At 67.3% G+C, this 23876-nt stretch carries 25 protein-coding genes and 1 pseudogene; 7 read left to right on the top strand and 19 right to left on the bottom strand.

The window, feature by feature from the left end:
* Positions 1 to 13: 13 nt before the first annotated feature.
* Together ASF79_RS01625 and ASF79_RS01620 are read left to right on the top strand one after the other, a co-directional pair.
* A complete protein-coding gene (locus ASF79_RS01625) occupies positions 14 to 502 on the top strand; it encodes a YajQ family cyclic di-GMP-binding protein (protein WP_055776386.1) in 489 nt (162 codons plus the stop codon).
* Positions 503 to 513: 11 nt separating this feature from the next.
* Complete coding sequence (locus ASF79_RS01620) at positions 514 to 1212, top strand: NUDIX domain-containing protein (RefSeq protein ID WP_235500600.1); 699 nt, start codon at positions 514 to 516, stop codon at positions 1210 to 1212.
* Positions 1213 to 1299: 87 nt separating this feature from the next.
* Here ASF79_RS01620 and ASF79_RS01615 read toward each other — a convergent pair whose 3' ends face one another.
* The 10 genes and pseudogenes from ASF79_RS01615 to ASF79_RS01570 form a co-directional block, all read right to left on the bottom strand.
* The gene (locus ASF79_RS01615) at positions 1300 to 2292 is read right to left on the bottom strand and encodes an iron-siderophore ABC transporter substrate-binding protein (RefSeq protein ID WP_055776393.1); all 993 of its coding nucleotides are present in this window, start codon (positions 2290 to 2292) and stop codon (positions 1300 to 1302) included.
* A gap of 88 nt (positions 2293 to 2380) precedes the next feature.
* Positions 2381 to 3181 carry an ABC transporter ATP-binding protein gene (locus ASF79_RS01610; RefSeq protein ID WP_055776396.1) on the bottom strand — a complete coding sequence of 267 codons (801 nt, stop codon included), beginning with the start codon at positions 3179 to 3181 and terminating at the stop codon, positions 2381 to 2383.
* The gene (locus ASF79_RS01605; protein ID WP_055851175.1) at positions 3178 to 4239 is read right to left on the bottom strand and encodes a FecCD family ABC transporter permease; all 1062 of its coding nucleotides are present in this window, start codon (positions 4237 to 4239) and stop codon (positions 3178 to 3180) included. The genes ASF79_RS01610 and ASF79_RS01605 overlap by 4 nt, the downstream gene beginning before the upstream one ends.
* Positions 4236 to 5246, bottom strand: coding sequence for a FecCD family ABC transporter permease (locus ASF79_RS01600; RefSeq protein ID WP_055851172.1), 1011 nt, complete (start codon positions 5244 to 5246; stop codon positions 4236 to 4238). The genes ASF79_RS01605 and ASF79_RS01600 overlap by 4 nt, the downstream gene beginning before the upstream one ends.
* Positions 5247 to 5301: 55 nt before the next feature.
* Complete coding sequence (locus ASF79_RS01595; protein WP_156366123.1) at positions 5302 to 6837, bottom strand: L,D-transpeptidase family protein; 1536 nt, start codon at positions 6835 to 6837, stop codon at positions 5302 to 5304.
* Positions 6838 to 7775: 938 nt separating this feature from the next.
* Positions 7776 to 8267: pseudogene (locus tag ASF79_RS17850) on the bottom strand (FAD-dependent oxidoreductase); the annotation flags it as partial.
* A gap of 16 nt (positions 8268 to 8283) precedes the next feature.
* Positions 8284 to 9405: a polyprenyl synthetase family protein gene (locus ASF79_RS01585; RefSeq protein WP_082465885.1), complete on the bottom strand. Its 1122-nt coding sequence runs from the start codon at positions 9403 to 9405 to the stop codon at positions 8284 to 8286.
* Positions 9406 to 9414: 9 nt separating this feature from the next.
* The gene (locus tag ASF79_RS01580) at positions 9415 to 10128 is read right to left on the bottom strand and encodes a demethylmenaquinone methyltransferase (RefSeq protein ID WP_235500599.1); all 714 of its coding nucleotides are present in this window, start codon (positions 10126 to 10128) and stop codon (positions 9415 to 9417) included.
* A 70-nt stretch (positions 10129 to 10198) separates the two neighbouring features.
* On the bottom strand, positions 10199 to 10573 hold the full coding sequence (locus tag ASF79_RS01575; RefSeq protein WP_055851162.1) for a VOC family protein: 375 nt from the start codon (positions 10571 to 10573) through the stop codon (positions 10199 to 10201).
* A gap of 75 nt (positions 10574 to 10648) precedes the next feature.
* Complete coding sequence (locus ASF79_RS01570) at positions 10649 to 11356, bottom strand: helix-turn-helix transcriptional regulator (protein ID WP_055851159.1); 708 nt, start codon at positions 11354 to 11356, stop codon at positions 10649 to 10651.
* A gap of 41 nt (positions 11357 to 11397) precedes the next feature.
* Here ASF79_RS01570 and ASF79_RS01565 point away from each other — a divergent pair, with 41 nt between their 5' ends.
* The gene (locus ASF79_RS01565; protein WP_055776417.1) at positions 11398 to 12660 is read left to right on the top strand and encodes an isochorismate synthase; all 1263 of its coding nucleotides are present in this window, start codon (positions 11398 to 11400) and stop codon (positions 12658 to 12660) included.
* Positions 12661 to 12671: 11 nt separating this feature from the next.
* Positions 12672 to 13337: a hypothetical protein gene (locus ASF79_RS01560; protein WP_055851157.1), complete on the top strand. Its 666-nt coding sequence runs from the start codon at positions 12672 to 12674 to the stop codon at positions 13335 to 13337.
* On the opposite strand, the gene ASF79_RS01555 is transcribed toward ASF79_RS01560, so the two are convergent.
* From ASF79_RS01555 to ASF79_RS01535, 5 genes are read right to left on the bottom strand one after another with little or no spacing between them, the layout of a single operon-like run.
* A complete protein-coding gene (locus ASF79_RS01555) occupies positions 13334 to 14194 on the bottom strand; it encodes a PPK2 family polyphosphate kinase (protein ID WP_055776423.1) in 861 nt (286 codons plus the stop codon). The two genes, ASF79_RS01560 and ASF79_RS01555, sit on opposite strands and share 4 nt — an antisense overlap.
* 10 nt (positions 14195 to 14204) lie before the next feature.
* Positions 14205 to 14864, bottom strand: a complete 660-nt coding sequence (locus tag ASF79_RS01550) for a dihydrofolate reductase family protein (protein ID WP_055851154.1) — start codon at positions 14862 to 14864, stop codon at positions 14205 to 14207.
* A 29-nt stretch (positions 14865 to 14893) separates the two neighbouring features.
* Positions 14894 to 15406: a GNAT family N-acetyltransferase gene (locus ASF79_RS01545; RefSeq protein WP_055851151.1), complete on the bottom strand. Its 513-nt coding sequence runs from the start codon at positions 15404 to 15406 to the stop codon at positions 14894 to 14896.
* 28 nt (positions 15407 to 15434) lie between these two features.
* Positions 15435 to 17156 carry a 2-succinyl-5-enolpyruvyl-6-hydroxy-3-cyclohexene-1-carboxylic-acid synthase gene (gene menD, locus ASF79_RS01540; protein ID WP_055851148.1) on the bottom strand — a complete coding sequence of 574 codons (1722 nt, stop codon included), beginning with the start codon at positions 17154 to 17156 and terminating at the stop codon, positions 15435 to 15437.
* Positions 17156 to 17551, bottom strand: a complete 396-nt coding sequence (locus ASF79_RS01535; RefSeq protein WP_055776434.1) for a PLDc N-terminal domain-containing protein — start codon at positions 17549 to 17551, stop codon at positions 17156 to 17158. Before ASF79_RS01535 ends, menD begins: the two co-directional genes overlap by 1 nt.
* Before the next feature lie 73 nt (positions 17552 to 17624).
* On the opposite strand from ASF79_RS01535, the gene ASF79_RS01530 reads away from it, so the two are divergent.
* A complete protein-coding gene (locus ASF79_RS01530) occupies positions 17625 to 17930 on the top strand; it encodes a DUF4229 domain-containing protein (protein WP_055851145.1) in 306 nt (101 codons plus the stop codon).
* 31 nt (positions 17931 to 17961) lie between these two features.
* Here the strand turns inward: ASF79_RS01530 and ASF79_RS01525 are convergent, their stop codons facing one another.
* The gene (locus ASF79_RS01525) at positions 17962 to 18378 is read right to left on the bottom strand and encodes an SRPBCC domain-containing protein (RefSeq protein ID WP_055776440.1); all 417 of its coding nucleotides are present in this window, start codon (positions 18376 to 18378) and stop codon (positions 17962 to 17964) included.
* 83 nt (positions 18379 to 18461) lie between these two features.
* Positions 18462 to 19448, bottom strand: a complete 987-nt coding sequence (locus tag ASF79_RS01520; protein ID WP_156351640.1) for a 1,4-dihydroxy-2-naphthoate polyprenyltransferase — start codon at positions 19446 to 19448, stop codon at positions 18462 to 18464.
* A 126-nt stretch (positions 19449 to 19574) separates the two neighbouring features.
* On the opposite strand from ASF79_RS01520, the gene ASF79_RS01515 reads away from it, so the two are divergent.
* The gene (locus ASF79_RS01515; protein ID WP_055851143.1) at positions 19575 to 20756 is read left to right on the top strand and encodes a Na+/H+ antiporter NhaA; all 1182 of its coding nucleotides are present in this window, start codon (positions 19575 to 19577) and stop codon (positions 20754 to 20756) included.
* Here the strand turns inward: ASF79_RS01515 and ASF79_RS01510 are convergent, their stop codons facing one another.
* Positions 20757 to 21977 (bottom strand): AMP-binding protein, encoded by a 1221-nt coding sequence (locus tag ASF79_RS01510; protein WP_082495620.1) that lies wholly within the window; start codon positions 21975 to 21977, stop codon positions 20757 to 20759. It lies immediately after the preceding gene.
* 137 nt (positions 21978 to 22114) lie between these two features.
* On the opposite strand from ASF79_RS01510, the gene ASF79_RS01505 reads away from it, so the two are divergent.
* On the top strand, positions 22115 to 23347 hold the full coding sequence (locus tag ASF79_RS01505; RefSeq protein ID WP_162239052.1) for an LCP family protein: 1233 nt from the start codon (positions 22115 to 22117) through the stop codon (positions 23345 to 23347).
* 13 nt (positions 23348 to 23360) lie between these two features.
* On the opposite strand, the gene ASF79_RS01500 is transcribed toward ASF79_RS01505, so the two are convergent.
* The gene (locus tag ASF79_RS01500) at positions 23361 to 23792 is read right to left on the bottom strand and encodes a hypothetical protein (RefSeq protein ID WP_055851138.1); all 432 of its coding nucleotides are present in this window, start codon (positions 23790 to 23792) and stop codon (positions 23361 to 23363) included.
* Positions 23793 to 23876 lie beyond the last annotated feature (84 nt).

Here is a 23876-nt window from a genome sequence, read left to right as displayed (position 1 = left end):
TAAACTGGTGCGCATGGCAGATTCAAGCTTCGACGTAGTCAGCAAGGTCGACAAGATGGAGGCGGACAACGCCCTCAATCAGGCGCACAAAGAGGTGGAGCAGCGCTACGACTTCAAGAACATCGGCGCTTCCATCGAGTGGAGCGGCGAAAAGGTTCTGATGAAGGCCAACTCCGCCGAGCGCGTGAAGGCGATCCTCGAGGTGTTCGAGGCCAAGCTCATCAAGCGCGGCATCTCGCTGCGCAGCCTCGACGTGGGCGAGCCCTACGCGTCCGGCAAGGAGTACCGGCTCGAGGCATCCATGAAGAACGGCATCGAGCAAGAGGCCGCCAAGAAGATCTCGAAGCTCATCCGCGACGAGGCCCCCAAGGGCGTCAAGAGCCAGATCCAGGGCGATGAGCTGCGCGTCTCGTCGAAGAGCCGCGACGACCTGCAGGCCACCATGGCGCTACTCAAGGGCGCCGATCTCGACGTGGCCCTGCAGTTCATCAACTTCCGCTGATCGGCGGTCAGATGGTGATGGATGCCGGCACGCCGGCCACCGCCCAGCAGTCCGCGGGAGTTCCCGGCGTCGACGTTCCTGACGCCCGGGGTCGCACCGGTCTCGACCAGACCGGCCGCGACCTGAGCGGCAATCCCCGCGTGCGCGTCGCAGACGTGCGCCTGCTCTCGTCGAACTGGCACGTGTTCCGCGCCAACACGCTCGAGTATCAGCGAGCCGACGGCGTGTGGGAGACGCAGCATCGAGAGACCTACGATCGCGGCAACGGAGCGACGATCCTGCTCTACTCCGTCGAACAGCGCACGGTGCTGCTGACCCGTCAGTTCCGCTACCCGGCGTACGTGAACGGGCATCCAGACGGCAATCTCATCGAGGCGGCCGCGGGCCTGCTCGATGACGACGACCCGCTCACCGCCATCCGGCGCGAGGCGCGCGAAGAGACAGGCCACGAGATCGGCGAGGTGAGCCCGGTCTTCGAGGCGTACATGAGCCCCGGCTCGGTCACCGAGAAGCTTTTCTTCTTCGCCGCGCCCTATTCGCCCGATACCCGAGCGGATGCCGGTGGCGGGCTCGCCGACGAGGGCGAAGAGATCGAGCTGCTCGAGATCGACTTCGACGAGGCGCTCGATCGCATCGGAGTCGACATCATCGACGCGAAGACGATCATGCTGCTGCAGTGGGCCGCACTGCGCGGACCATTCGCACGCTGACGCCGTAACGAATTCAGGAGGGGAGACCCGCCAACGCCACTGTGGCGACGGTGAGCCTCTCCTCCTGAATTGCGTTCGCGCCGACGCCTACTTGGTGGCGGCGGCCAGGGTGTCGACGAGGTTGTCGAGGCCCCACGGCAGTGACAGCGCGGTAGGCGGCGAGACGGCGGAGATGTTCTGCGCCCCCACCAGCTGCGCGGCGTGCCCGGCAGCGACGGCCGGGATCACCGACGTCTGAGGCGAGCTGGTGAACGTGTCGGCCTCGGGCTGCGTGGTCGCGTAGTTCAGCACGACATCGGCCTGCAGCTTGTCGAGCTGCTCGTAGCTGAGTGTGTAGAAGAACGTGCCGTCGCCATTCGACAGCTCGTCGACCGCGGGTGCGTTCGTGAAGCCGAGGTCGAACATGAAGCCCACGCGGGGATCGTTCTTCTTGTAGACGTAGAACGTGCCCGAGCTGTCGGCCACGGCGGCGAGGGTCTTGCCCTTGAACTCGGGGTGCTCGGACGCCTTCTGAGCGATCTGCGCGTCGATGTCAGAGAGAACCGTCTTGGCCTCGTCGCTCTTGCCCAGGGCGGTGCCGACGGTGGTGACGACGTCGCGCCACGGCGTGCTCCACGCCTGATCGGGGTACGCGACGGTCGGTGCGATCTCCGAGAGCTTCTTGTACTGCTCGTCGGTGATGCCCGAGTAGACGGCCAGAATGACGTCGGGGTCTGCGGCGGCGATCGCCTCGTACGGCGGCTCGTCGGGCGAGTCGGGGAGGATCGTCGGCATGGCGGCGCCATCCTTCTCGATCGCGTCTTTCACCCAGGGCAGCACGCCGTCTTCGTCGCCCGCATAGGAGTCGAACGGAATGGCCTTGGGGATCACGCCGAGGGCGATGGATGCGTCGGTGCTGCCCCAGCCGAGCGTCACCACGTTCTTCGGGTTGGCCGGCACCGTCGTCTCACCGAACGCGTGCTCGATGGTCGCGCCTCCGGCCGACGCGGAGTCGGTCGAGGAGTCGGAGGCGGCGGTGCTGCAGCCGGCCAGCAGCAGCGCTGCGGTAAGAGTCGTCGCTGCGAGCGCGGCGAGTTTCATTCTTCGGGGCAAGGGGAGATCTCCAATGGTGATGCGAGGGTTCGGGGATATTAGGTAAGCCTAAGCTGACCTGGCCCCCTCGCGCCACTCACAGCCCCTGGTGAAACCGCCCCATCGGAATGACCATGGGCGAGTGGCTGATCGGGTCGTCGATGATCATGGCCTCGAGGCCGAAAGCGGTACCCACGGTATCGACGGAGATCACGTCACCCGGTGCGCCTTCCGCCACGATCGTGCCCGCCGACATCACGACGAGGTGGTCGGCGTAGCGGGCAGCCAGATTGAGGTCGTGCAGCACCATCACCACCGTGGTCCCTCGCTCGCGGTTGAGCTCGTGCAGCAGGTCGAGCACCTCGATCTGGTGAGTCACGTCGAGGAAGGTCGTGGGCTCGTCGAGCAGCAGGATGTCGGTCTGCTGCGCCAAGGCCATGGCGATCCACACCCGCTGCCGCTGACCTCCCGACAGTTCGTCGATGCGCCGGTCGGCCAGATCCACCGTGTCGGTCGATCGCAGCGCCTCGGCGACGGCCGCCGAATCCTCGGCTGTCCACTGCCGGAACAGGCCCTGACGAGGAAACCGTCCGCGACCCACCAGGTCGGCCACGGTGATGCCATCGGGGGCGATGGGCTGCTGCGGAAGCAGACCGAGCACGGTCGCGAGCTGCTTGCTGGGGTAGCGGTGCACGTCCGTTCCGTCGAGCGTCACGACGCCCGCCTCCGGGCGCAGCAGCCGCGCGAACGAGCGCAGCAGCGTCGACTTGCCGCAGGCGTTCGGACCCACGATCACGGTCACGCGCCCGTCGGGGATGACGGCGTCGAGGCCCTCGACGACGCGACGTCCGTCGTAGCCGAGAGCAAGACCATCCGCTCGCAATTCATGAGACGTCATGCTGTTCCTCTCGATCGGTTGCTGCGGGCCAGCAGAAGTAGCAGAACCGGGGCGCCCACGATCCCCGTCACGATGCCCACCGGCACCTGGAGATTCGAGACGGCGTGCTGGGCGATCAGATCGGAGCCCGTGACGACGAGCGCCCCGACGAGCGCGCTGACGACGAGGGCGGGCCCGGTTCCGCCGAGGAGCCGACGCGCGATGGGCGCAGACACGAAGGCGACGAACACGACGGGCCCTGCAGCAGCCGTGGCGACGGCCGCCAGCCCCACCGCGATCAGGGTGATGACGAGCCGCGCCGGGGTGACGCGCACGCCGAGACCGGCGGCGGCCTCGTCGCCGAGCTGCAGCATCCGCAGCCGGGGCGACACCGCCGCGAGCGCCACAACGAGCACGACAAGACCGACGGCCGTGCTCGTCAGCTCCTCCGAGGTGACGGTTCCGAGGCTGCCGACCAACCAGACCAGGGCGGACTGAGCGTCGCGCACATCCGCCCGGGTCAGCATGTACCCGATCACCGCCTGGGCGAGAAAGGCGAGAGCGATGCCGACGAGCACGAACCGAGAGCCGGCCACTCCGTGTCGGGCCGCGAGCACCGTGATGAGGCCCGCCACCAGCACGGCGCCACCGAACGCGGCGAACGAGACGGCAAGGCCGCTCCAGCCTGCCAGCAGGATGGCAGCGACTGCCGCCGCGCTCGCGCCCTGCGAGATGCCGATGATGTCGGGGCTCGCCAACGGGTTGCCGAGCAGACTCTGGAAGACCGCGCCCGACAGCCCGAACGCCGCGCCCACCATGAGACCGAGGAGGAGCCGTGGCACCCGCAGGCCGAGGATGACGAAGCGGTCGCCACCGCTGCCCCCGCCCAGCAGCGTGGTGAAGACGTCGCCCGGCGCGACGACACGGTCGCCGAGCATCAGCGCGACGACGGCGAGGGCGGCGAGCGCAGCAAGCAGCACGGCGGCGATGACGACAGTCCGGATGCGCCCGGCCCGGCGCGCGGCGGCCACCAGCGCGAGATCGTCGGCCGGCGGCCGGCCGTGGTTCGGCACGCTCATCGGGTCACCGCCTTGTTTCCGCGGACGAGGGCGATCAGCACCGGTGCGCCGATGAGCGCGACAACGATGCCGGCCTCGACCTCGGAGGGCGGGGAGATGAGGCGTCCGATGGTGTCGGCGATGACGAGCAGCGCGGCCCCGAGAGGCATCGACCAGAGCAGGATCCAGCGATAGTCGGCGCCCACGAAGCGACGCACGATGTGCGGCACGACGAGCCCGACGAAGACGAGCGGCCCCGCCAGCGACGTCGCCGAGCCGCAGAGGAAGATGATGGCCACGCCCGCGACGATGCGGGTGAGTCCCACCCGCTGGCCGAGCCCTCGGGCGACATCGTCTCCGAGCGCAAGCGAGTTGAGGCTGCGCCCGAGCAGCAGCGCGGTCGCCGCCCCCACGACCAGGAACGGCGCCAGGGTGGCGACCGTCGACACGTCTCTGCCTACCAGCGAGCCGACAGACCAGAACCGGTACTGCGCGAGGGTGTCGAGATCGCGCAGCAGGATCAGCGTGATGAATGACGTCAGCACGGCCGTCGTGGCTGCGCCCGCAAGGGTGAGGCTGAGCGGGGATGGGCCCGTGCGGCCCGAGGCCACCGCGTACACCAGTGTTGCCGCCAGGGCGGCTCCCCCGAACGCGAACCAGATATAGCCCGACGGAGCGGTGACGCCGAAGAAGGCGATGGCCGTGACGACCGCGAGCGAGGCTCCCGCGTTCACCCCGAGGAGACCGGGGTCGGCGAGCGGGTTTCTCGTGAGGCCCTGCATCAGAGCGCCGGCTAGTCCGAGAGCCGCGCCCGCCACGAGTCCGATGACCGTGCGGGGAACGCGCAGATCGAGCACCACCATCTGCTCGACACCCTTCGTGCCGCGCGAGAACACCGCATCGAGCACGGCGGCCACGTCGATCGAACGGCTGCCGAGAAGGAGGCTCGCCCCCACCGCGAGAAGCACCACGACGAGGAGGGCGATGAAACCCAGGACCCTCGTCGCGGGCCGGGTGAAGGTAAGCATTACCTAAGTATGACAGTCAGCCCGGGCCGCTCTCTGAGAACGGGCGGGCGAATCGTCAGTAGGTGACGGTGACTTCGGTTCCCATCGGAGCCCAGTCGAAGACGTTGGCTGCCTTGTCGAGCGGCATGTTGATGCAGCCGTGACTCATGACGTTGCCGAAGTTGTTGTGCCAGTAGGCGCCGTGGAGAGCCTCGTCACCGTTGTAGTACATGACGTCGGGAACGTTCTGCGTGTAGTAGTTGGGCGCCTTCGTCAGGTCAGGGTTGCCCATGTTCTGCGAGGTCAGCTTCGCCGTGATCCGGAAGCTGCCCGTGTGCGAGTCGTGCCCGGCAGTACCCGACGAGATCAGGAAGCTGTCGATGACCTGGCCGTTCTCGAACAGGTACGTGCGCTGCTCGCTGAGGTTGACGACGATGTTGCGCGACGTCTTGGTGACCTGCGCGGGAGTGACGGTGACGGGCAGTTCGAGCGCGGGCTTGCCCGCGGCCAGCTGTGTCGCGAAGGCCGCAGCCACTCCACTGGTGTCGCCAAGCGCGCGGCCGTCGACGCCCGCGGTGACGGTGTCGAGAGTGGCGCCCTCGGTGTCGGTGATCTCCGTACCATTGACCGCATCACGGTTCACGGCTGCCGGCAGGGTGTCGACGACCTTCTGAATGGCCGCCTTGTCTGCCGTGTAGCTGTAGGTGCCGTCATCGTTCGTCGACAGCGTGATCCACGATGCCACCACCGCTCGATCGACGGGAACGGTGCGCTCCTCGCCCACGTAGAAGCCCGCGGTGTCGAGGATCGTGTTCAGCTGCGTGGCCGTTGCGGTCACGGCCTCGGTCGAAGCGGATGCCGGAAGCACCGTGGGCTCCGCCGCGACCTCGACGCTGGACTCGCCCGAGACGAGCGCATTCTGCAGCGCGTCGCGGAACGAATCGAGGTCGACACCCGTTCCGTCGACGGCGGGCGTCACCGTGTAGGTGGCGGTCGCCGCGTCGAATTGCAGGGTCGCGTTTGTCGGCTCGACGAACAGGCTGGGAGCGACCTTCTGCAGCTCGGCCGTGGCCGTCTTCTCATCGATCTCGACGGTCGGGGTGACAGAGGTCTTCGCGTTCCACGCGGTCACGTTCCAGAACGGACTCTGCGCGTGCGCCTTCTCTGCGAGCGTCTTGGCGTCGACAGACGCGCCCAGGTCACTGCCCGTGAGCTCGGTGGTCGCGCTCTTGGGCGCGCTCAGGACGCTGGCCCCCAGTTGTGCTCCACGAACGATCGGGTCGCCGTCGGCCCCCGTGATGACGATCGAGGTGCTGGCGAGTCGCTTACTCACGGCATCGGATGCGGCGCCGACGGTCATGCCGCCGACATTCACACCGGCCACGGTCGTTCCCGGGGCGATCAAGACGAGCGAAGCGGCCACGAGAGCAGCCACGGCCACGACCGCCGGAATGCCGATCCAGAGGCCGAGGTGACGCTTCTTCTTCTTCTTGGTCTCGGGAAGGACCCATCGGGTCGTCTTGGGCGAGGCCGCCGACGCAGGCGTCTGGGCCGTTTCGGGCGCGACAGTAGAGGCCTCGGCCACGCTGGGCGCAGGAGCCAGTTCAGTCACGTCACTACCTCCGCCTCGGAGAACTCACTGACCTCATGCTACGTCACAAGATCGGCGCGGCCGATAACGATCAGGCGTCAGGCGTTGGAGACCCGGATCATCTCGTCGCGCGGCACGACCTTCTTGCGCAGACGCCCCTCGGCCTCGCCGAGCGCGAGCTCGTGCTGGTCGAGCTGGTGCCAGCCGTCGATGGTCGTGAAATCGATGCCCCGCGAGGTGAGCAGATCGACGATGCTCTGCTCGTCGGGCTGCGACGGCGCCCACCAGCTCGCCTGGTCGTTCACCACGTGCTGGATGGTCTCCATGGCGTCTGACTTGGTGTGACCGATGAGGCCGACCGGCCCGCGCTTGATCCACCCGGTGGCGTAGACGCCGGGAATGACGGAGTTGTCGTCTGCGAGCGCCTGCCCCTCGTGATTGGGAATGACACCGTGACGCTCATCGAACGGGATGTCGATGAGTGGCGATCCGAAGTACCCCACGGCCCGGTAGATGGCCTGGATCTCGATCTCGCGGATCTCGCCCGTTCCCTCGACGCTTCCCGCGCCGTCGGGCCGCGTGCGCTCGTAACGGATCGATGCGACCCGGCCATCGGCATCCGATGTGATCTCGAGCGGCTTCGCGTAGAAGTGCAGGTGCAGGCGACGCGAGGCCCCGCCCACGGGGCGCTCTCGCCACTGGTTGAGCACCTTGTTGATGACGAACACCTGCTTGTTGCTGGCGATCGCGGCCTTCGACGCCTCGTCGAGCTCGAAATCCTCGTCGTAGACGATCATGTCGACATCGCGCATCTCGCCGAGCTCGCGCAGCTCGAGCGGCGTGAACTTCACCTGGGCGGGGCCGCGACGGCCGAAGACGTGCACGTCGGTGACGGGCGACGACTTGAGGATCTCGTAGACGTTGTCGGGGATCTCGGTGGGCAGCAGGTCGTCGGCGTGCTTGGCCAGGATGCGCGACACGTCGAGCGCGACGTTGCCGTTGCCGATCACGGCGACCGACTGGGCCTCGAGCGGCCAGGTGCGCGGAACATCCGGGTGGCCGTCGAACCAGCTCACGAAGTCAGCGGCGCCGTAGGAGCCCTCGAGCTCGATGCCCGGGATCGCGAGCGGAGCGTCGGTGATGGCGCCCGTGGCGAAGATCACGGCGTTGTAGTGCTTCTTGAGGTCGTCGAGGGTCACGTCGACGCCGTAGCGCACGTTGCCGAAGAAGCGGATGTCTCCGCGATCGAGCACCTCGCGCAGAGCGGTGATGATGCCCTTGATGCGCGGGTGATCGGGGGCGACGCCGTAACGCACGAGTCCATAGGGAGCGGGAAGGTGCTCGAAGAGGTCGATCGAGACGTCGAAGTGACGTTCGGCCTTGATCAGAAGGTCGGCAGCGTAGATGCCGGCAGGGCCGGCTCCGACGATGGCCAGTCGCAACGTGGTCATGGAGGGAGGTGTTTCCTTAATTTGTGCGATCCACCACAGTGTCGGCGAATCGGGTGAGGGTCTTCTTGACGGTTCCGTCTGGAAGAGGAGCGAGGGCATCGACGGCGCCACGGGCCCAGCCGTGGGCCTCGTCGATCGTGGCCTTGGTCACCGGATGCGCACGCAGCTCGGCGATCACGGCATCGACGGCGGCCTCGTCGACCGGCGCCCCCGGCTTCGCCGTGGCGATCGCGTCGATGCGCTTCAGCAGCGCTGCGGCCTCGGCGTTGCGCTTGGCCCGCTTGCGCAGATAGAGAACGGGGAGGGTGACGACGCCCGCACGCACATCGGTGCCGGCCTTCTTACCCGTGGGCTGACTCTTCGCGTCGCTCGCGGCGGGCGGCGACATGTCGAGCACGTCGTCGATGAGCTGGAAGGCGACACCGATCTTCTCGCCGAACTCGATCACGGGCTGCTCGTACTCGACGGGAGCGTTCGAGAAGATCACGCCCATCTGAGCGGAGGCGGCGATGAGCGACCCGGTCTTGTCGCTCAGCACCTGCAGGTAGTGCTCGATGGGGTTCTCGTTGTCTTTAGGGCCGATCGTCTCGCGCAGTTGTCCAAGGCACAGGCGCTCGAACGTGTCGGCCTGCAGCTGGATCGCGCGCTCGCCCAGGATGGAGAGCAGCTTCGACGCGCGGGCGAAGAGCAGGTCTCCGACGAGGATCGCGATGGAGTTGCCCCACACGTTCTGCGCCGTCGGAACGCCGCGTCGCACGGGAGCGGAGTCCATGACGTCGTCGTGGTAGAGCGAGGCGAGGTGGGTGAGCTCGATGGATGCCCCGGCCATGATGACCTCGTCGGTCACGCCGTCGCCGAGCTGGGCCGTGAGCATCGCCAGGATGGGTCGCACCCGCTTGCCACCGGCTTCGAGCAGGTAGCGCGCCGCCACATCGGCGAGCTCGTCGCTGAACTTGACCTCGGCGAACAGCCGCGCCTCGAGCCGCTCGATGCCGTTGTCGACGGCGCGCGCGACCTCGCGGTCGCGACTCGTCGAGAAGAGGCGGTCGTGCAGATTGAGCGACGACGAGAGGCTCTGGGTGCGCCGTGCCTTGCCTGCGGGCACACTTGTGCCGGCAACGGGTGTTTTCGGGGTCACGAGTTCAGCCTACTGACCCGTGCGGGGCTTGATGCCCCGATGCAGGGCGACGATACCGAGGCTGAGGTTCTTGTACGCGACCCTCGAGAACCCGGCCACGCGCATCCATTCGGCCAGGGTCTTCTGGTCGGGCCAGGCCTTGATCGAGTCACCGAGGTAGTCGTAGGCCTCGGCGTTCGACGAGGCGAGCTTCACGAGGGTGGGCATGACCTTGTTGAGGTAGGTGAAGTAGCCGGTGCGCACGAGCTTGGCGGGGGGCTTCGAGAACTCGCAGATGACGATGCGGCCACCGGGCTTGGTGACCCGGTAGAGCTCTTTCAGCGCGACGTGGGGGTCGACGATGTTGCGCAGACCGAACGAAATGGTGACGGCATCGAACTCGTCATCGGCGAAAGGCAGGTTCATGCCGTCTGCCTGCACGAACTCGACGTTGCGGTTGCCGGCCTGCTGCCGCTTGCCGACCTCGATCATGCCGGGCGAGAAGTCGGCGGCCACGACGTGGGCGCCCTTCGCGGCGAGCGCGGCACTCGACGTACCCGTTCCGGCCGCAAGGTCGAGGATACGGTCGCCGGGTCGAGGGTCGACGGCCCGCACCGTGGCCGCGCGCCACAGCTGGTCGTTGCCCACCGAGAGCACCGCGTTCGTGCGGTCGTAGTGCGTGGAGACCTGGTCGAACATCGCTGAGACCGCTTGGGGCTTTTTAGTAAGGTCTGCCTTATTCACGCTCCCAGTGTAGTTGCGTAGCCCGCATGACGGCTGGGGATAGCGCATCCCGAAAAGTCGACCGCGCGGATCACGGAACGGGCCTGGAGAACAGATTCACGAGGTTGCCGTCTGGATCTCGGAACAAGGTCGAGCGATTGCCCCAGGGCATGGTGGTCGGCACGAGCACGACGTCGTCGAGCGAGTTCTGCAGGCGGTCGAACTCCGCGTCGACGTCGGCGACCATGAACTCGATGATGAGGGAGTCGTTGCGCCCGGGCTTCGGTGCTCTGTCGCCCAGCATGGCCACGGTCGCCGTGCTCGCGACGGCGAGAGTGCCGTTCTCGGTTCGAAACTCGGCGAACACGGGCGCGGGCCTGGCCGGAGCCATGCCCGTGACCGTCTCGTAGAACGCGACGAGACGATCGACATCGTCTGTGATGATGCGGATGGATGCGAGGTTCATTTCTGCCTTTCCGTCGAACCGCTCGGCCCGACGCGTCCATCGTGACCCGGGGCGACGACACCGTCCTGTCGGTGTTTAGCGATTCTTTTCCGTCGTTGTGATGGCGCGCAGTTCGCCGAATGCGATATCGAGGTCTTCGACATGAAGGGCACGCCGCTCCGGAATCTCGCCGGTAGGCTCCGCGGTTACGATCCGGTCGCCGCGAAACGCCCGAATGCCCTGCCGGTCACGGCACCAGGCGACGAGGTACCAAAACTGACCGCGCGCGACGAACCCCATCGGCTCGACATCGCGAGTTGTGCGCGCGCCCGCCTTGTCGGCGTACGCGATGCGGAGCACGTGCCCCGTGCGCAGCGCATCCGCGAACTCCACGGGGGTTTCGGCCACGGGGCCGTCCGTCAGAAGATGCACTCGCTCGGCCAGCTCCACCGTCTCCGCGAGGCGGCGGTCGTTCATGACGGCCACCACCTTGCGGAGCGCCGACGTCGCGGCATCACGGAAGGGGCTCGTCGCGAGCATCTCGAGCGAGATCGTGACCGCGAGGGCTTCGTCGACCGTGAGGCCGAGCGGAGCAAGCGTGTGCGACACATCGAGGCAGTAGCCGCCGGTGCGCCCCCGTTCAGCCCAGATCGGCACCCCGCTCTGCTGCAAGGCCGCCAGGTCTCGCTCGATGGTTCGAGAACTGACCTCGAACCGCTCTGCGAGCCAGCGAGCGCTCCTCGGGCGAGGCGCGACCGTGCGAAGTTCCTCCACAAGTGCATAGAGACGGTCGGTACGGTTCACACCTCGACCCTAGGCGCGGCTAGCGGAACTAGGCTGAACTAGTGAGCGAAACGTCACGAACTCTGCCCCGGCTGGTCGTCGAGACCACCCGCGTCGATGACATCCGACTTCTGGTGCCACTGCTCGACTCGAGGCACCCGCTGCTCTGGATGCGCAAGGGCGAGGGGATGGCCGGCGCGGGTGTGGCGCTGCGACTCGAGTTCTCGGGTGAGAACCGCTTCGTCGATGCGTGCGAGACCTGGCGAGAAGTCGCACGGCTCGCCCAGGTGACCGATCCGCTGCAGTCGCCTGGCACCGGGCTCGTCGCCTTCGGCGCCTTTGCGTTCTCGGCCACCTCGGCACTCATCTCCACCCTCATCGTTCCCGAGATCGTGATCGGCAAGCGCGCGGGCGTCTACTGGATCACCCGCATCACGGCCGTGTCCGACTCGGGCGCTCCGCTCGCCCCTCCCCTGCCGATGCCCACCACCCGACCGCTCGGCGCCGAGTACCGGCTCTCGCTGCTGCCGGGGCAGGTGAAGCCCGACGACTACCGCGCCTCCGTCGAGTCCGCCGTCTCACGCATCGCTGCTGGAGAGCTGAACAAAGTGGTGCTCGCCCGCGACCTCGTGGGGCACCTGCCCGCCGAAGCCGATCTGCGACGCACCCTCACCGACCTCGCCCTGGGCTACCCCGACTGCTGGACCTTCGCGGTCGACGGCCTCATCGGGTCGAGCCCCGAGACTCTCGTGCGTGTCGACCACGGAACGGTCAGCGCCCGAGTGCTGGCGGGCACGATCTCGCGCGGTCGCGACGCCGAGGCCGATCACGACGCCGCCATCTCGCTCGCCACGAGCTCGAAAGACCTCGACGAGCACCGCTTCGCCGTCGCCAGCGTCGTGCAGTCTCTTCAGCCGCACACGCGCACGCTGATCACCTCGGAGATTCCGTTCACCCTCAAGCTGCCCAACCTGTGGCACCTGGCGAGCGACGCCGAAGGCATCCTCTCCGACGGCTCGACCTCGCTCGATCTGATCGCCGCGCTGCACCCGACGGCGGCCGTCGCCGGTGCGCCGACGGCGACCGCGCTGTCTGTCATCGACGAACTCGAGCCGTTCGACCGGGGCCGCTACGCCGGGCCCGTCGGGTGGGTCGGGGCCGATGGCGACGGCGAGTGGGCCGTGGCGTTGCGCTGCGCCCAGATCGCCGAGAACGGCGACATCACGGCCTACGCGGGTGCGGGCATCGTGGCCGGATCCGATCCGGACCGAGAACTCATCGAGACGAAGATGAAGTTCCGGCCCATCGTCGAGGCGTTCGGCTAGGAGCGTGCGTCGTGCCGCCGTCTTCGTTCTCTGAGCGCGAGGCGCTGGCGCGTGTCGCCTTCGGACGCACGGCATCGAGCGAAGACGAGTCCCGCGCCGCCGAGGCCGCACGCAGGCTGCGCGAGCTCGATCTCCTCGAGGCCGCCGAGCGGCAGGCTCTGGAACGGGCCGCCCTCGATGCGGCGGATGCCCGCGAGCGCCGAGCCCATCGCATCCGGTCTCGCAGTATTCGGGTGCTGCTCGCGCTCGCCGTCATGGGCGTGATCGCGATGGGCGCCGCGTTGCTGCTCGCGCCGCCCCTGCGATCGAGCACGCCGCTCGATGCCGGCGCGGCCACGGGGCCGGCGGGCTCGTGGTTCGACGAGACGCAGACCGACCGCGATCGAGTTGACTCGTACCTGCCGTCGTATGTCGATGGGTCGACCACCCGGCTCGTCTCGACGGCGATGCCGGGATGGAAGGTCTACGTGGCGAAGGGCGACAACGCCGATCTCTGCCTCGTCGTGCACGAGTCCGGCACGACCAAAGCCGTCGCCGAGTGCGTCACCCCCGAGGTCTTCGCGGAGTCGGGTGTGGTCATCTCGAGCGTGGGATCGACCTCGATAAGTGCGTTCTGGGACGGCGCCGACGTACACGTCGGTCAGAACGGATCGAGCGTCGGGCAGGGCGAGCCCTAGCTGGCAGCCAGCCGCGCCTTCTCGACCTCGATGTCGTAGTCGGCCGGAGGCCAGCCCTGGCCGAACGCCGACATCGTCTCGATGAGAATCTGCTGCACCGCGGCCCTGGCGTACCACTTGTGATTGGCGGGTACGACGAACCAGGGGGCGATCTCGGTCGACGTGTTCTGGATCGCCAGCTGGTACGCCTCTTGATAGGCGGGCCAGAGCAGGCGCTCGTCGACGTCTCCCGGGTTGTACTTCCAGTACTTGTCTTCGCGCTCGAGCCTCGCGCCCAGTCGCTCCTTCTGCTCGTCGGAGCTGATGTGCAGCATGACCTTGACGATGCTGGTGCCCGACTCGGTGACCTGACGCTCGAACTCGTTGATGAGCTCGTAGCGGTGCTCGATCACATCGGGGGTGGCGAGATTGCGCACCCGCGCGATGAGCACGTCTTCGTAGTGAGAACGGTCGAACACACCGATCTGCCCGGCCTTCGGCAGTGCGTTACGGATGCGCCACAGAAAGTCGTGGCTGAGCTCCTCGGGCGTCGGCTTCTTGAACGAGGTGTGCGACACACCCTCGGGGTCGACCGTGCCGATCACGTGACTGACGATGCCGCCCTTGCCCGCGGAATCCATTGCCTGGAGAACCAGCAAGACGCTGCGGTTGTCACCCGACAGGCTGTTGGCGTGCAGCCTGATCTGCAGATCGTCGAGAGTGGGTGCTCCGGCGGCCAGGGCCTTCTCACCCTCTTTCTTCGACGCGGTCACGCCCGGGGTGCTGGCCGGATCGACGTCGGCGAGCACGAAGCCCGCGCGCGCCGCGAGAAGATCGCGGGCGCTGCCCGAGAAGAAGGTGTCGTCGTTCTTGGCCATGGTCGTTCCCTTACTGTTTGCGAGTGAAGACGTAGTGCACCACGCCCGACGGCGAGGCCGTCGTCTCGACGTCGAAGCGATCCTCGAGGTGCTCGAGGCCGTCCCACAGTCGAACGCCCCGGCCGAGCACGATGGGCACGACGACGATGTGCAGGAGATCCACGAGGTCGGCTTCGAGGAACTCGCGCACGATCGTGGGTCCGCCACCCAGGCGCACGTCGAGACCGCCGGCCACCTCCGTCGCGAGTTCGAGGGCGTCACGGGGCGAGGCATCGCGGAACAGGAACGTCGTCTCGCCGACGGAGATGTCGGGGCGCGCGTGATGCGTGAGCACGACGACCGGCGAGTGGAACGGTGGCTCCTCGCCCCACCAGCCGCGCCACGACTCGTCCTCCCACGGTCCTTCCTGCGGCCCGAACTTGCCGCGGCCCATGATCTCGGCGCCGATACCCACGTCGGTGGCGGCCGCGAACGCGTCGTCGACACCCCGAGTGCCGGCGCCGACCGCTTCGTCGCCGTGGCCCGTCTTGCTCACGAAGGTGTGCGTCGGCATGAACCACTGCATGAGCCGATGCCCGGCATGACCGAACGGAGCCTCGAACGTTCGACTCTCGCCCGTGGCGAAGCCGTCGATCGAGACGGCGAGATTGTGCACCCGGAGTTTCGTCACGAGGGCAATCTAGCAATCCCGCGAGCTGTTTAGGCGGTTTCGCCGTTTCGGCCGCCGTGCTGAACGCGCTGAGGGTACGGGCCATCAGAGATGGCGTACCTCATTGCCGTGAACTGGGAACGCTCGGGATCGACGATCTCCTCGAACCCGGCTCGCCGGTAGGCCTTCACGGCCGGTTCGTTGTCTGAAACGACGGCCAAGCGAACGTCACTCGCGCCGAGGGCACGAGCCTTCTCGATCGCCGCCTGGGTGAGAGCGCGTCCCAGGCCCCGGCCCCGATACCGGGGATCGATGATCACCCGTCCCAATCGCGCAGAATCGTCTTGCATCGTGAGGTCGAAATGTCCCCATGCGGCCGGGTGTTCGTCGTCCCCGACCATCCAGGCACTGAAACCGGATCGCTGAGCGATCTCCGCGAATTGCGCCACCGACGGCGGCCAGACGAGGCTCGGACCGGCGAACATATACAGAGCGTCGGCGTCGGGCACCCACCCCAGAACGCGTTCATAGTCATCAGCATTCGCACGACGGGTCACGACCATCCCCCAACACTAAGCGGAGTGCGACGGGTCAGTCTTCGTTGGCGTCGCCGAACGGAACCTCGACGATGCTCAGCGGCCCTTCCGGGCTGGTGAGCGCGCGATCGAGCTCGGCGCGCGTGGCGACCCTCGTGTAGCTCCAGCCGTATGCCGCGGCGAGCTGCTCGACCGAGACCGACTGCGGCGTGCGCATCACGCGGGCGAAGGCATCCGGGTCTGCCGTCGCCGCGACCTCGAGGGAGTCGAAGATCGTGCCGCCCCCGTCGTTCGCCACGATGAGCTGAACCCTCGGGCGTCTCTCGCCGTCGCCGATCAGCAGGCCGCCCACGTCGTGCAGCAGTGTGAGATCGCCGAGCAGTACGCGGGTGATTCCGCCCTTCGCATCGGTCTGGCTGGCGAGCGCCACCCCGACGGCGGTCGACACCGTTCCGTCGATGCCGGCCAGGCCACGATTGGCGTGCACCGTGATCTTCTTGCCAGGAACGATCTTGTCGACCTCGCGAATGAGTCGCGATGCACCGAGCACGAGCCTGTCGTGCGGCCACGTCGCTCGCCACACGGAGAGCGCGAGGATCGGCCTCGAGATCGACGCGCGAGCGGCGGCGAGCTCGGCCTTCGCGTACTCACGACGACGACCGAGATCACCCGAGCGCGGAGCTTCGACGTCGGGGGCGGGCAGCTCCGGGTCGTCTAGTTCGAGCTGGTGTCTGCTCGCCATCACCCAGCGACCGAGCCAGGCACGGGCATCCGGTTCTCGACTCGCGGCGATGGCCTCGGCACTCGCCTCGACCCGGTCCACCAGCATCCGGCCGTCGTGACCGGGCGTGATGCGCTCGCCGCCCGATGCCACGACCACGATCTGCACGTCTTCTCGCGCGAGCAGGGCGGGCACCTCGCGGCTGAGAGTCGGATGGCCGAAGACGATCACGCGTTCGACATGCGCGGCCAGCTCGCTCGAGAGCAGGGAGCGATAGGCGACGATCAGGTTCGGTCCGAAGCGCGCACCGCTCGAGACCTCGGCGATCAGTGGCCAGCCGCCCGCATGGGCGAGTTCTTCGGCCTCGGCACCCGCGCCGTCACCAGCTACGACGATGGTGCGCGGCCCGGGCTCGAGCGCGTGGGCGGGTGCCGGATGCGACGGGGCCGGGTCACCGAGATCCATCACCTCGATCTCGGGGAAGGCACCCGAGAGAGGCTCGCGGAACTGCAGGTTGAGGTGCACGGGGCCGGGCATGCCCGCTCGGCCGAGCGCGGCATCCATCGACCGGGCCGCGAGGGCCGCCGCATCGGGCGTCAGCCCGAGCACCTCGTCGACCGGCTCGTCTGCGGCAGCGGATGGCGGCTCCACGTCGAGCTCGAGCCTCACGAACGCGGAGAAGATGCCGGGCTGCCAGGTGGTCTGGTTCGCCCCTGTGCCTCGCAACGGAGCGGGCCTGTCGGCAGAGAGCACGATGAGGGGCACACCGCTGTGATGCGCCTCCATAACAGCGGGAACGAGATTGCCGACGGCCGTGCCCGACGTCGTGACGACGGCTACGGGCAGCCCGGTCTCGCGGGCGATGCCGAGGGCGGTGAAGGCTGCCGAGCGCTCATCGATGCGCACGGTGAGAGTCAGGATGCCGCGGCGATCGAGTTCAGCGGCCGCCAGAGCGAGGGCCTGAGAACGCGACCCCGGCGTGAGCACGACATGGCGAAGCCCCCTGGCCGCAAGGTGCGTGAGGAGGGCGACGGAGAAGTCCGTTGCCGGACTCACTAGGCCGGGCCGGGCTTTCCTCTGCGCCCCGACGTCGGGTCGTCCGTCGGGTTGTCGCCCGCCTGCTCTGCGAGACGCTTCTCGAGGTCGCGGATCTGTTCGTCGGTGCGAGCGTCTGCTGCCGGGTCGCGCGGCGTCGTATAGCCGAGCTTGCCGAGGAAGTCGGGGTCGTCGTCAGGGCCCAGCGTTCGGTAGACAGCCGACTTCTGCTCTCGACCGCGGCCGATGACGAACCAGAGAACACCACCGATGATCGGGATCACGATGATGATGAGCAGCCATGCCCATTTGGGAAGACCTCGAATGAGGCGGACAGGCCGAAGGGCGGCGTCGACGATCGAATAGATCATGAACGTCACGGCGACGATACCGAGGACGAACAGCAAGCGGGCCATGCGTCAATGATAGGCGCGGTAACCGTACGTTTGCCCGGGGGTTGCCAGAGGAGCAGCGCATACACTGAGTGCCGTGAATCCTCGACGCACCTGGCTGCTCTTCTCGCTCATCCGCATCGGGCTGTTCGCCGTCATCCTCGCGCTTCTGCTGCTTCTCTTGTCGCCCGGCGGTGTGCCCGCGTGGATCTCAGCACTGCTCGCGGCGGTCATCTCGCTCTGCATCTCGTTCATCTTCCTGCGCAAACCTCGCGAGGAAGCGGCGCGGAGCCTCTACGAGGCGCGCGCCAGCACGAAGCGCTCCCAGTCGTCTGCGGCGGGCGACGACGAAGACGTCGAAGACGCAGCGGTCGACGGCACGGCCGGCGACAAGCAGGCGTAGCCCTCTCTGCTGCGAGGCCTGAGGCCCCGGCCTATTTGGCCTGGCGCTTCAGCGCCTTCTCGAGGTCGCTGGCGACACCCTTCCAGCGCCCGAGCATCATCTTGCGCTCGTCGCGACTCGTGAGCTTCTGCTGGTGGAACGAGATGGTCGTCGCGCCATCGGCTTCTTTGAGGCTCAACTGCAGAGTGGAATCGTGATTCCATTCGCCCGGTCGCCAGCTCACGCGCAGGTCCACTCCGGGCTGCACGCTGAGAACCCGGCCGGTGATGTCATCGTCGGTCTCGTAGGCAGCACCCTTGACCAGCGGGAGCTTCGTGGTCTTGCCCAGCCAGAGCGGCAGGCCCTCGCCCACGAGGAACGCCCAGACGGCCTTGCGGCTGCCCAGAACCGTCTGTCGAACGCCGACATCCCAGCCTGCAGAAGTGTTCGGTCGCGAGTAGTCAGCCATCCCTCGACTCTAGGCGCTGCGGCACTCGCCTCGCGCCGCTGCCCCTCCGCGCTGCTCGCTCGGCTACTCGATCAGCGCTTCGGCTAGAACGCGATCGCGGCCGCCAGGCCCAACCCGTAGACGAGCCCGGTGAGGCTGGTGAGCTGCAGCGCCAGGATCAGCTCCTTCGGCGTCTTCGCGGTGAGCACGATCAGCGACGCCGGAATCGCGATGAGCAGCGCGAAGAGCACGAGGATCGCGAGCGGGAACAGCAGCGTCAGGAATCCCACCACGAGGAAGGGAATCAGCATGAAAACGCAGTACAGGATGCGCGCCGCCCGGTCGCCGACCCGAACCGCGAGCGTCTTCTTCTTGGCGATGCGGTCCTGCGGAATGTCGCGGATGTTGTTCACCATCAGGACGGCGCAAGAGATGAACCCGATCGCCACGGCGACGAGAAGACCCTCGACGCTGAGGTCACGGGCCAGAACCCACAGCGTGCCGAGGGTGGCGACCAGTCCGAAGAAGACGAACACGAAGAGCTCGCCGAGCCCCGCGTATCCATACGGACGCTTGCCGCCGGTGTAGAACCAGGCCGCCACGATGGCCACGGCGCCCACCGCGAGGAGCCACCAGATCTGGGTGATGATCACGATGGCGAGACCGGCAGCCGCCGCGAGACCGAAGAAGACCAGCGCGACGGTCAGCACCAGCTTCGGTCGTACCGCACCCGAGCCGGTCAGGCGCGCGGGGCCGACACGGTGGGCGTCGGTGCCCCGGATGCCGTCGGAGTAGTCGTTCGCATAGTTCACGCCGATCTGCAGCAGCAGCGAGACGGCCAGGCAGAGCACGACGAGAGGCCACTTGTCGTGCACCGATCCGAGGATCGTGGCGGCACCGGTTCCGAGGGCGACCGGTGCGATCGCCAGGGGAAGAGTGCGCAGCCGCGCGCCCGCTATCCAGTCGCGTGCCGTGACCTTCGTGGGGCGGTTGGGCGCGACGCGAGGCCCGGCCGGATGCCCGGTGGACTTCACTCGACGGGCGTTCCTCGACGGAGACTTCTTGCGGGGCGACTTCTTACTCGTAGGCACCCGATGATTGTAGGGCTCGACGTAGAATGGATGCTGGTGCGCCGGGAAGTCTGGTCGGCAAGCGATCAGGGGATCGTTTCATTCCGCTTCTCGACCCCTCCTACACGGAGGCACGAAGGACACCACATGAGCTTCATTCGATCCGAGCGCGTAGCCGCCCTCTTCCTCCTCGTGGCCGCTGCCGTCGGCCTCATCCTCGCGAACACGCCCGTTGGCCCGGCCCTCATGGGTCTGCAAGACGCGCACCTCGCCATCCCCGGCACACCGCTCGATCTCTCTGTGGGTCACTGGATCAGCGACGGCCTGCTCGCGATCTTCTTCTTCGTGGTCGCCGTCGAGCTGAAGAACGAGTTCGCCGTCGGTCAGCTGAACAGCGTGTCGAAGGCCGTGCGCCCAGCCATCGCCGCCCTCGGCGGCGTGATCGTGCCCGCCCTGATCTACGTTGCCATCACGGCCGGTTCCGACTACGAGGGCGGATGGCCCATCCCCACCGCCACCGATATCGCCTTCGCTCTGGGCGTGCTCGCGGTGTTCGGAAAGGGAATCCCGTCGCGCCTGCGCATCTTCATCCTGGCGTTGGCGATCCTCGACGACATCGTGGCGATCCTCATCATCGCCGTGTTCTTCACGGCCGACCCCAATCTGCTGTTCATCGGCCTCGCCGCCGTCGGGGTCGCGCTCTTCTGGCTGCTCAGCCGCAGCCTCGGCGGGCGTTACCGGGTTCCCGTCGGCATCCTCATGGGGCTCGTGGCCGTGGCCACCTGGTCGCTCACCTATCTCTCCGGCGTGCACGCCACCATCGCGGGCGTCGCGCTCGGCCTGGCCATGGTGCGACTGCCGGCCATGCGCGTACGGCACGTGCTCGAACCCGTGACGAACGGAGCGATCCTTCCGCTGTTCGCGTTCTCGGCGGCGCTTGTCGCCATTCCGCAGGTCGCACCGAGCGAGCTTGCCGCGCCCTTCTGGGGCATCCTCGTCGCACTGCCCGTGGGCAAGATCATCGGAATCAGCCTCGGCGGATGGCTCTCGAGCTTCGTCGGGCCCCGCGAGAAGCGGCCCCACCTGACCCTCCACGGACTGCTCGCGGCCGGAGCCTTGGGCGGCGTCGGCTTCACCGTCTCGCTGCTGATGAACGAGCTCGCCTTCGTCGGCCAAGAAGAGGTGGCCGATGAAGGCACCCTCGCCGTGCTGCTCGGGTCGTCGATCTCCATCGTGATCGCCGCGGTGCTCGTCTCGAGCCTCGCCGCGTACTACAAGCGGCTCCGCGTGCTGCGCGAGAGTGCGGTCGAGAAACTCCGCACCTCCTGATCAGCCAGCAGAGGGCTCGGCCGACGCCAGGGTTCGGGCGAGGCTGAGCCGATCGGGCTTTCCGGATGCGAGGGTCGGCATGGCCTCCACCGTCACGATGCGCACGGGCGCAGCCGCGCGGCCCGGCCCCGCGATCACGGCGTCGCGCACGCGCTGCAGACTGTCGGCATCCACAACGCCGTCGGTGACGACCACCGACACCTGGCCCCATTCGGCGCTCGGCTGAGGAACGACGACGGCGCCGCGGAAGCCCTCGAGAGACTGGACGACGCGCTCGACCCGGTCGAGCGACACCTTGATTCCGCCGGAGATGATGACATTGTCGATGCGGCCGGAGACACGCACGACCCCGTCGACGACGTCGCCGGAATCGGCCGTGCGATACCAGCGGCGGCCGTTCTCGGTTCGGAACTTGCGGTCGGTGAGCTCGGGGTCGCCGAGGTAGCCCTCGGCCAACATCGGGCCCGACAGTTCGAGTTCGCCCGCGCTCACCCGCGCCTGAACCTGGCTGAGCGGAATGCCGTCATACACGCATCCGCCCGCCGTCTCGGAAGAGCCGTAGGTGCGCCGGACGGTGAGACCCAGTTCGACGGCACGCTCGAAGAGAGCGGCCGGCAACGCCTGACCTCCCACGAGGATCGCGTCGAGGCGACGAAGCTGCTGCCGGATGCCCGCATCGGCCTCTCCCGCGTCGATGACCCTGGCCAGCTGGGCCGGAACCAGCGAGGCGAACCTCAGCGGCGCATCCATCTCGTCGACGAGCGAGGCGAAGACGCGGGCCGAGAAGTGGCCGGAGGGCTGCACGACCGGCGTCGTTCCGGCGACGATGGAGCGCACGAGCACCTGCACGCCGGCGATGTAATTGGTGGGAAGCGACAGCAGCCACTGCCCGTTGCCGCCGAGTTCGCTCTCGACGGAGGCTGCGCTGGCGAGCAGGGCTCCGGTCGACAGCGCCACGCGCTTGGGCGCACCCGAGGAGCCGGACGTCTCGATGACGAGGGCGACATTCTTGGCGACCTCGTCGGGAACGGGGTTATCGCGCACGGCAGGTGTCTCTCCGGGTGCGGGGGCGGCGTGCCGCGGCTGGGGCCGCGCGTCGGGCGCGCGGCGCTCTTCGAGCCGGGGCAGGATGGCCGCGCCGCCCTGCGACAGGGCTTCGCGCAGGCGCTGAAGCACGGCCATGGGATCGTTCGCAACCACGATGTCGAGCGGGCGTGTCATTCGTTCACCCTACGGGAGCGCGTGTTTCCGGTGGGTAACGTCTGGCCGGAATCGCTTCGATCATGTGCCGTAACATTGCCCGTTCGTATCGGGAGCGTTCCGAGGGAACGTCATCCTCTACCAGTAGAAAGAGCCGAATGCCCCCCACGAACACGAACCCTCGCCATGCGCGCCGCCACGGAGGTCGTCCCGTGCTGTCGATCCTGATTGTCGTCGGCATGACGCTCGCGGTGGCTCTTGTCGGTGCAACGTCGGTGGCGGCCATCGCCGGCTTCAGCCTCGCGAAGAAGGTCGAAGCGAACTCGATCGAGATCCTCGACGACGACGAGCAGGCACCTCCGTCGATCGGCGAGTACTCGGGCGCGTTCAACATCCTCATCGTGGGCGTCGACAACGACTCCGAACAAGGCGACGCGTACGGCGAGCGCGGAAGCACGCTCAACGACGTCAATCTCATGCTGCATGTGTCGGCCGATCATTCCAACGCCGTGGCAGTCAGCTTCCCCCGAGATCTCATCGTCGACCATCCCACGTGCACCGGCCCAGACGGAGCCGAGTATTCGGAGGCGTATGGAGAACCGATCAACATCGCCATGGGCCGAGGCGGTCTGGCCTGCGTCGTGCGCACTGTCGAGCAGCTCACCGGTCTGAACGTGCCCTACGCCGGGCAGGTCTCATTCGACGCCGTCGTGCAGATGACGGATGCGATCGGCGGCGTCACGATCTGCCTCACCGATTCGTTCGACGACCCCTGGATTCCCCTCGCATTGCCCGCCGGATACTCCGAGATCTCGGGAGCCTCGGCGCTGGGCTTTCTTCGCTCCCGGCACGGAGTGGGTGATGGCAGCGATCTCGGACGCATCTCATCGCAACAGCAGTACCTGTCGTCACTGATGCGCAAAATCAAGAGCGACGAGACGCTGACCGATCTGAGCAAGCTCTATTCGCTGGCGAACGTCGTGGCCACGAACGTTCGATTGTCGAGCACCCTCACGAGCGCCGACACGATGATCTCGATGGCCCAGGCGCTGCGCACCATCGACCTCGACAACATCGTGTTCGTGCAGTACCCGGGATCGACCGGCGACTCCAACTACCCCGGCAAGGTCGTGCCGCTCTCCGACCAGGCCGACGAGCTGTTCGCACTGATCGCGTCAGACCAGCCCTTCACTCTGGGCGCGGACTCCCAGGGGATCGGGACGGTCGCAGATCCGAGCGTGACCGCGCCCGTCGACCCGGCAGTTCCTGCAGAGGAGCCCTCAGCTCCTGATTCGACGGAATCGGAGGCGCCCGCCGGGGTCGACTCCGTCGTACTCGATGGAGTGACGGGGCAGACGGCGCAACAGGCGACCTGCGCCATCCCCAACTGACCGCGAAGCAGCGTCAGTCGTTGTCGACGCGCAGCACGGTCAGGTCGTCGTCGAGTTCGACCTCGACGCTGGTGCCGTCGTCCTTCACGACACCCACCTTGTAGGCGTAGGTGTCGTCGGCGTCGCCGGTGTCGAACTCGTTCGCCTTTCCCTGCCCGACCTCGTCGAGTGCTGCGGCCTCTGCGGCCGAGCGCTCCTCGGCGGTCGCGGGAACGTCGGTGTCATCGATGTCGTTGACGTCGCCGTTGTCGTTGACGTCGCGGTCGTCGTCGATGTCCTGCCCTGTCACCGAGCGATCGTTCGAGCCGGTGCCCGACGAGCTACTGACGGCGCGGTCGTCGTCGTTGTCGAACGCGTCGCTCGATGCGACGGCGACTCCTGCTCCGCCCAGAACGAGAACGGCTCCGACGGCTGCGGCCGTGATCCACATGGTCTTCTTCTGCATGATGTGCCTCCTGGTTTGTGGTGGTGAGACCACTGTGTCCGAGGGGCGCTGAAGCAGTCCTGAAGCATCCTGAAGCCTTCTTCA

Source organism: Agreia sp. Leaf335, assembly GCF_001423605.1.
In the GTDB taxonomy this organism is placed as follows: Bacteria; Actinomycetota; Actinomycetes; order Actinomycetales; family Microbacteriaceae; genus Agreia.
This window is presented reverse-complemented; position numbering and strand designations above follow the sequence as displayed.